The sequence below is a fragment of the Endozoicomonas elysicola genome (assembly GCF_000710775.1).
Lineage (GTDB): Bacteria > Pseudomonadota > Gammaproteobacteria > Pseudomonadales > Endozoicomonadaceae > Endozoicomonas > Endozoicomonas elysicola.
The window spans coordinates 580,598-586,685 of the sequence record NZ_JOJP01000001.1; the positions used below are offsets into that span (position 1 = coordinate 580,598).

6 protein-coding genes are annotated in these 6,088 nt (G+C 47.7%); all 6 read left to right on the top strand.

The features are described 5' to 3' along the window. The 6 genes from iadA (at position 1) to GV64_RS02550 (ending at position 5,722) form a co-directional block, all read left to right on the top strand. Positions 1-1,155 carry a beta-aspartyl-peptidase gene (gene iadA, locus GV64_RS02525; protein ID WP_020582606.1) on the top strand — a complete coding sequence of 385 codons (1,155 nt, stop codon included), beginning with the start codon at positions 1-3 and terminating at the stop codon, positions 1,153-1,155. A 12-nt stretch (positions 1,156-1,167) separates the two neighbouring features. Then, on the top strand, positions 1,168-2,091 hold the full coding sequence (locus tag GV64_RS02530; RefSeq protein WP_034843959.1) for a LysR substrate-binding domain-containing protein: 924 nt from the start codon (positions 1,168-1,170) through the stop codon (positions 2,089-2,091). A gap of 343 nt (positions 2,092-2,434) precedes the next feature. Next, complete coding sequence (gene pssA, locus GV64_RS02535; protein ID WP_020582604.1) at positions 2,435-3,268, top strand: CDP-diacylglycerol--serine O-phosphatidyltransferase; 834 nt, start codon at positions 2,435-2,437, stop codon at positions 3,266-3,268. A gap of 139 nt (positions 3,269-3,407) precedes the next feature. Further along, positions 3,408-3,905, top strand: a complete 498-nt coding sequence (locus GV64_RS02540; RefSeq protein WP_020582603.1) for a hypothetical protein — start codon at positions 3,408-3,410, stop codon at positions 3,903-3,905. A 168-nt stretch (positions 3,906-4,073) separates the two neighbouring features. Then, the gene (msrP, locus tag GV64_RS02545) at positions 4,074-5,105 is read left to right on the top strand and encodes a protein-methionine-sulfoxide reductase catalytic subunit MsrP (protein ID WP_020582602.1); all 1,032 of its coding nucleotides are present in this window, start codon (positions 4,074-4,076) and stop codon (positions 5,103-5,105) included. Between the two features lie 23 nt (positions 5,106-5,128). Further along, complete coding sequence (locus tag GV64_RS02550; RefSeq protein ID WP_020582601.1) at positions 5,129-5,722, top strand: protein-methionine-sulfoxide reductase heme-binding subunit MsrQ; 594 nt, start codon at positions 5,129-5,131, stop codon at positions 5,720-5,722. Positions 5,723-6,088: the final 366 nt, after the last annotated feature.

Consider the following 6,088-nt stretch of genomic DNA (forward strand, 5'->3'; position numbering starts at 1 on the left):
ATGTTTCTGCTGTTGAAGAATGCTGAGCTGTATTCACCGGAGTATCTTGGGAAAAAAGATATACTGGTTTGTGGAACTAAAATCGTTGCCATTGAAGATAAAGTGGATCAGGTTCTGCCTGGTCACTGTCATGTGGTCGATATGCAGGGCGCGATTGTTGGTCCGGGACTCATTGATCAGCATGTGCATTTAATCGGTGGTGGCGGTGAAGGAGGGTATGCTACCCGTGTACCTCAGCTGATGCTTTCTGACTTGGTAAAAGCGGGTTTGACCTCTGTTGTGGGCATTCTTGGAACGGATGGCATTACCCGTTCACCAAAGGATCTGTACGCAAAGGTGAAGGCACTGGAACTTGAAGGTTTGAATGCCTTCATGCATACGGGTTCTTATGAGGTGCCAACCCGAACCATCACCGGTTCCATCCGTGATGACATGGTTTATGTGGATAAAGTCATGGGTGTTAAGGTTGCCCTGGCAGACCACCGTTGTTCATTCCCTTCCACGGAAGTTCTTGCTCAAATGGTGTCTGACATCCGTATCGGGGGAATGGTGTCTGGTAAGAAAGGTGTTCTCCATATTCATATGGGCGAATTGCCAGATCCGATGGTTCAGATTAATCAGCTGATTACCATGGGGCTGCCGATTCAGCATTTTTCACCAACCCATATTAACCGTAACGAAAGTATTTTTGCTGAAGCTGTCGATCTGGCAAAACGGGGTGGGCATATCGACCTGACTTCTGGCGGTGCATGGCTCGACAATATCGCAGACAGCATTCGTTATGCCTTATCTCAGGGCGTGCCAATCAGTCAGTTGACCATCAGCTCAGACGGCAATGGCAGTATGCCTAAGTTTAATGCCAAAGGAGAGATGGTTGGTGTTACAGCAGCCAATGTGGATTCCAACCTTAAAACAATACCGAGACTGCTGGATATCGATCTTGGTCTGAGCGATATCTTTTCCCTCCTTTCCACGAATGTGGCAGACTCAGTGGGTATTGCAAAAGGTCGAATAGCGGTAGGCTGTGATGCTGATTTTACCGCACTTTCTCATTCCGCCCTGAGCCAGCATGAGGTTGTAGTCAGTCATGTTATTTCCCGTGGACAGTTATTAATGTCAGAAGGTGAATTACTGGTGAAGGGCACATTTGAATAGCTCTGAGTCTGGATGAACCTGGAAACCAAATGGCTGGAAGATTTTCTGGCTTTAGCGGAGCTGCGCAATTTTTCCCGGGCTGCGCAGCTTCGGAATGTCACTCAACCGGCATTCAGTCGACGTATACGCAGCCTTGAGCAATCGCTCGGTGTTGAGTTGATTGATCGGGCCACAACGCCTCTGGCGCTTACGCCGGAGGGACGACTGTTTCATACCACTGCCAGAAACCTGCTTCGACAGATGGAAGATGGTCTGCACCAGCTGAAAGGACAGAACGGAGTTGGACCACAGCCGCTGGACTTTGCTGCAGCTCACTCCCTTTCCGTAACGCTGTTACCAGAACTGATACAGACCATGAGCAATGATGGCCATGTGCTGAGAAGTCGGGTCGAGAGTATTGATGTCGATCTGGCTGTTGAGGCCCTTCAGGAAGGGCGGTGTGATTTTCTCCTGGCGTTTGATATTGAAGCCTTGATGCAGCCTCCTTTCCTATGTCTTTCCCTGGGGAACACTGAACTTCGACCAGTCTGTGCGCCAGATGCCGATGGTTTGCCTCTCTTCAAGCCTGACCAGGCTGAGCCTGTCCCTATTCTGGGTTACAGCCCGGCAGCGTTTATGGGAAGGCAGGTGAATGGTTTGCTGCGGGCTATTGATGATCTTCCTCGGTTTCAGCCGGTTATGGAGTCTTCTCTGACGAACCTGTTGAAAGTCATGGCATTGAATGGCAGTGGCATTGCCTGGCTGCCGGGTTATGCCATTGTTGATGAGCTGTCCAGCGGGCAGCTGGTGGACTTCGTCGATCCGGAAAAGCATCAGGAATATTGGGGCTCTGTTGAGATCAAGCTCTACCGTAACGATGTACGCCTGCATGCTGGTGCTGAACGATTCTGGTCTTCACTTCGTAAACGATGTCAGCAGGGTTGGTCTTTGACCTAGGGCCTGTTGACGTTTCGTTGTGAGCTCAGCGGATCAGGGTGCCTATGACGAGGCGTGGTATTGCAGTAAGGCTGGTTGCCTTTCAAAATGCCGCAACGAAGTCATAGGGGCGCCCTGATCCGCCCGAAGGATGACCCAGAAAAGCGTCATATGCGCGAAAGACTTGCTTGATGTAGAATAACTACACGCTGCACAAGTCTTTCGCGCATATGACGCTTTTCTGGGTCACTAAGCACGCAACGAAACGTCAACAGGCCCTAATGTTTGATCTGACTGTATCCCTCAAAAAGGGTATTCGTGGTACAGTCTCACGCTGGTTCTGTAATGATGAGCAGATGTTTCAATGACTGAGAAAATGGAAAGGCCGGGGAGTAATAAAGATGCCGTCGACGGCTTTTTTCCTATAGACGAGCATGAAGAAGAGGTGATTGAAGAAGGGCAGGCTATCCGACGCAAAGGGATCTACCTGTTACCCAACCTTTTCACTACTGGCAACCTGTTTTGCGGTTTTTACGCCATTATTGCTGCACAGGCGGGTAATTTTTCCCTGGCCTGTATTGCAGTATTCGTCGCCATGATTCTGGACGGCCTGGATGGTCGCGTGGCCAGAATGACCAATACCATGAGCAAATTTGGTGAGCAGTACGACAGTCTGGCGGATATGGTCACCTTTGGAGTTGCCCCTGCCATGGTGGCTTTTAGCTGGGCACTGCAGGATCTTGGCAAGTTTGGCTGGATGGTAGCCTTCATCTATGCAGCCTGTGCTGCCTTGCGACTGGCTCGGTTCAATGCCCAGATTGAAGTAACAGACAGCCGTTATTTTACTGGTCTTGCCAGCCCGGCAGCTGCCGCCGTGGTGATTGGCATGGTATGGGCGTTAAGTGACTTTGGCTTCAATGGTGAATCGACCTTTGTTGCCTTACTTGGCTCGCTGATTACCGGTGGAGCCGGCGTCTTGATGGTGAGCAATATTCGTTATCACAGTTTCAAGAAAATTGATCTGAGAGGTCGGGTACACTTTGTGTTCCTGTTGGCGATAGTTCTGGCGTTTGCTGTTGTGTTTATGGACCCGCCCCGTACATTGTTGCTTATCTTTCTGGCCTATGCCTGCTCTGGACCAATCATGGCGATCTGGCGTATGGGTGAAAGCAAGAATGATCAGGAGGAGGCTATCTAGTTTTTCTTTCCCTCTTTATAAAGCCAGCATTGCTGGCTTTTTTTATGCCTAAACAATACGTATAGGGAATGCAATGATATGAACCGCACGTGGCGTAGCAGGTCTTTGAAGGAAAGATAAAATTGATGAGGAAAAATAAATGTCTGTAGGCCTATCTGGGAGAGCAACTCCACCGCCATATAGTACAACGACCCAAGAGAAAAATGGCCAGCCTGAAAATACTAATAAGGATAGTGGTATCGTGGCAGTGGTTGTTGAAACCCAGTTATCTCAAGCCCAGTCAACAGATGAAAGCCAATTATCATTAGACAAATCTAGAATACGTATTGTTCAAGTTGACCATAAGCTACGATCTCCTGGTAATGGACAGAGTGGCAATGCTAATGGGGCATCTCAAGAATCTAAAAGCGAGGAGGGAGAGTTAGAGGATACTGTTTCTCAGTTAACAAAAGCTAAGAAAAAACCGGCTCGTTCGAGACGCGACCGGCAAAGCACAATTAATCCAGATGAGGTCCAAAAGGCGCGAGAACAAGCTCAAGGCTCTCAGGTCAGTATGAGGTCTGGAGCAATGAAGGTGGATTCTGACGGCAATAAGGCATCTGGTTTTACAATTACTAAGAGTGATGCAGGGGTATGAGTGCACAATTAGAGTGATAAGGAGAGTTTGTACTTTGTATCAGGGATGTTAAAAGATTAGCTTGCAATAGTTGAGCATATCTTCTTGTGTTGGCAACATAGCAAGAATGCTAGCCTTCAGAGTGAGGCATAATAAGAATATCGAAATGATCTTCAGGAAGGAGTGATCATGCTACTGAAAATAAAAAAACGATCAGATATTAGTAGTAGTGAGATTACACCAGAACATATTTACCATGACCGACGACGTTTTATGCAACAGTCTGGGCGCTTTGCTTTAGCCGGGCTGGGCTTGGTGCTGGCAGGGTGTTCGCAGGAAGGAGAGGCTATTGATAAAAAGCTACAAGCCGATGCTATTCCTTCTCAACCAGGCCCTGCATGGCTAAAAAAGAAAGTTCTCGAATTTAAGCCCAACGTTTATACGACCACTGAAGCACTCACTCCTCACAAAGATGTTACTACCTACAATAACTTTTATGAATTTGGTACAGGAAAAGGCGACCCGGTTAGGAACGCTCATACTTTGAAAACCGATCCATGGTCGGTTGTTATTGAAGGTGAGGTTGCCAAACCCGGTCGATACCATCTTGAAGATATTCTCAAGCCCCATTCTATGGAAGAGCGTATTTATCGACTCCGATGTGTTGAGGCCTGGTCCATGGTAATTCCATGGATTGGTATCCCTCTGGCGAATATCCTCAAACAGTTTGAGCCAACGTCCAAAGCCCGTTTTGTCGAGTTTACAACGTTGCATGATCCTGAACAGATGCCGGGGCAGCAGGCTTCCTTTGGCTCTCTGGACTGGCCTTATGTCGAAGGCTTGAGGATTGATGAGGCCATGAATCCTTTGACTCTGATGGCAACAGGATTATACGGCGATATATTGCCCAATCAGAATGGGGCGCCGTTCCGGCTAGTGGTACCTTGGAAGTACGGTTTCAAAAGCATCAAATCTATCGTCAAAATTCGCCTGACTGAACAGCAGCCTAAAACAACCTGGGAAACATCAGCACCCAAAGAGTATGGTTTCTATGCCAATGTAAATCCGGAGGTTGATCATCCTCGCTGGAGTCAGAAGAATGAACGACGACTGCCTAGTACATTGCTTTCTCCTAACCGAATCGAGACTCATCGTTTCAATGGTTATGAGGAAGAGGTGGCGGATCTCTATAAAGGTATGGACTTGAGTCGTTTTTACTAAGGTTTGTATGAGGAGCTGTGCCAATGGGTTTTGTTGCACGAATCAAGTGGGTGGTTTTTCCTCTTAGTCTTTTGCCATTGGCTAATCTGGTTAGCAAGGCAGTTAATAATAATCTGGGCCCCGATCCTGCCAACGCTCTGACTCATGGGCTTGGAGAGTGGGCATTAATATTTTTGCTTTTGTCGTTGTCCATCTCACCCGCTCGTCGCATTACTGGTATAGGAAGGTTGATACGCTTTCGACGAATGCTGGGTTTGTTTTCCTTGTTTTACGCAATACTCCATCTAATGGCTTATCTTGCTTTCATGCTGGCATGGCAATGGCAGACGCTTTTAGAGGACCTTTATAAACGCTCTTATATAGTAGTAGGTGCTTTCGCCTTATCTATCCTGATTGCTCTGGGTGTTACATCAACAAAAAAAATGATGAGGCGGCTGGGTAAGCAGTGGAGTCAATTACATCGGCTAGTGTATGTTGCAGCCATTCTTGCAGTTGTTCATTTTCTATGGCTAGTAAAAAGTGATTATACCGAGCCACTTATATATGGCTCTATACTCATGTTACTCCTTACTCTCAGGTTGCATAAAGTTAAGCGCCTGCCTTTCCTGAATCGGTAATCATTCTATACGACTTATGTTGTAGGTAGTAACCACGGGTTGTTATCTCGGATGAGTTCCGTAGAATGCGCCCCTCTTCCACGGGCTCTCCTGAAACGGTCACCCACGGATCAGCAAGATGATCATTCATCGCTGACGGGAAGAGTGATTTGAAGATGGTTGTTTGAATAGAATGAAAAACAATCGGTTGACAAATCAAGCTGGCGCGGTAAGATGCGCCTCCGCTGACACGGCCTGAGTGGCAACGTCAGCGAGTTGGAAAGCTTCTTTCTTCTACGGAAAAACGAGCGCTTGACAACGAAAGCTGCTTCGGTATGATAGCGGCCTCGCTGATCGGCACCATCGCCGGTTAGAGATTAAGTCTCA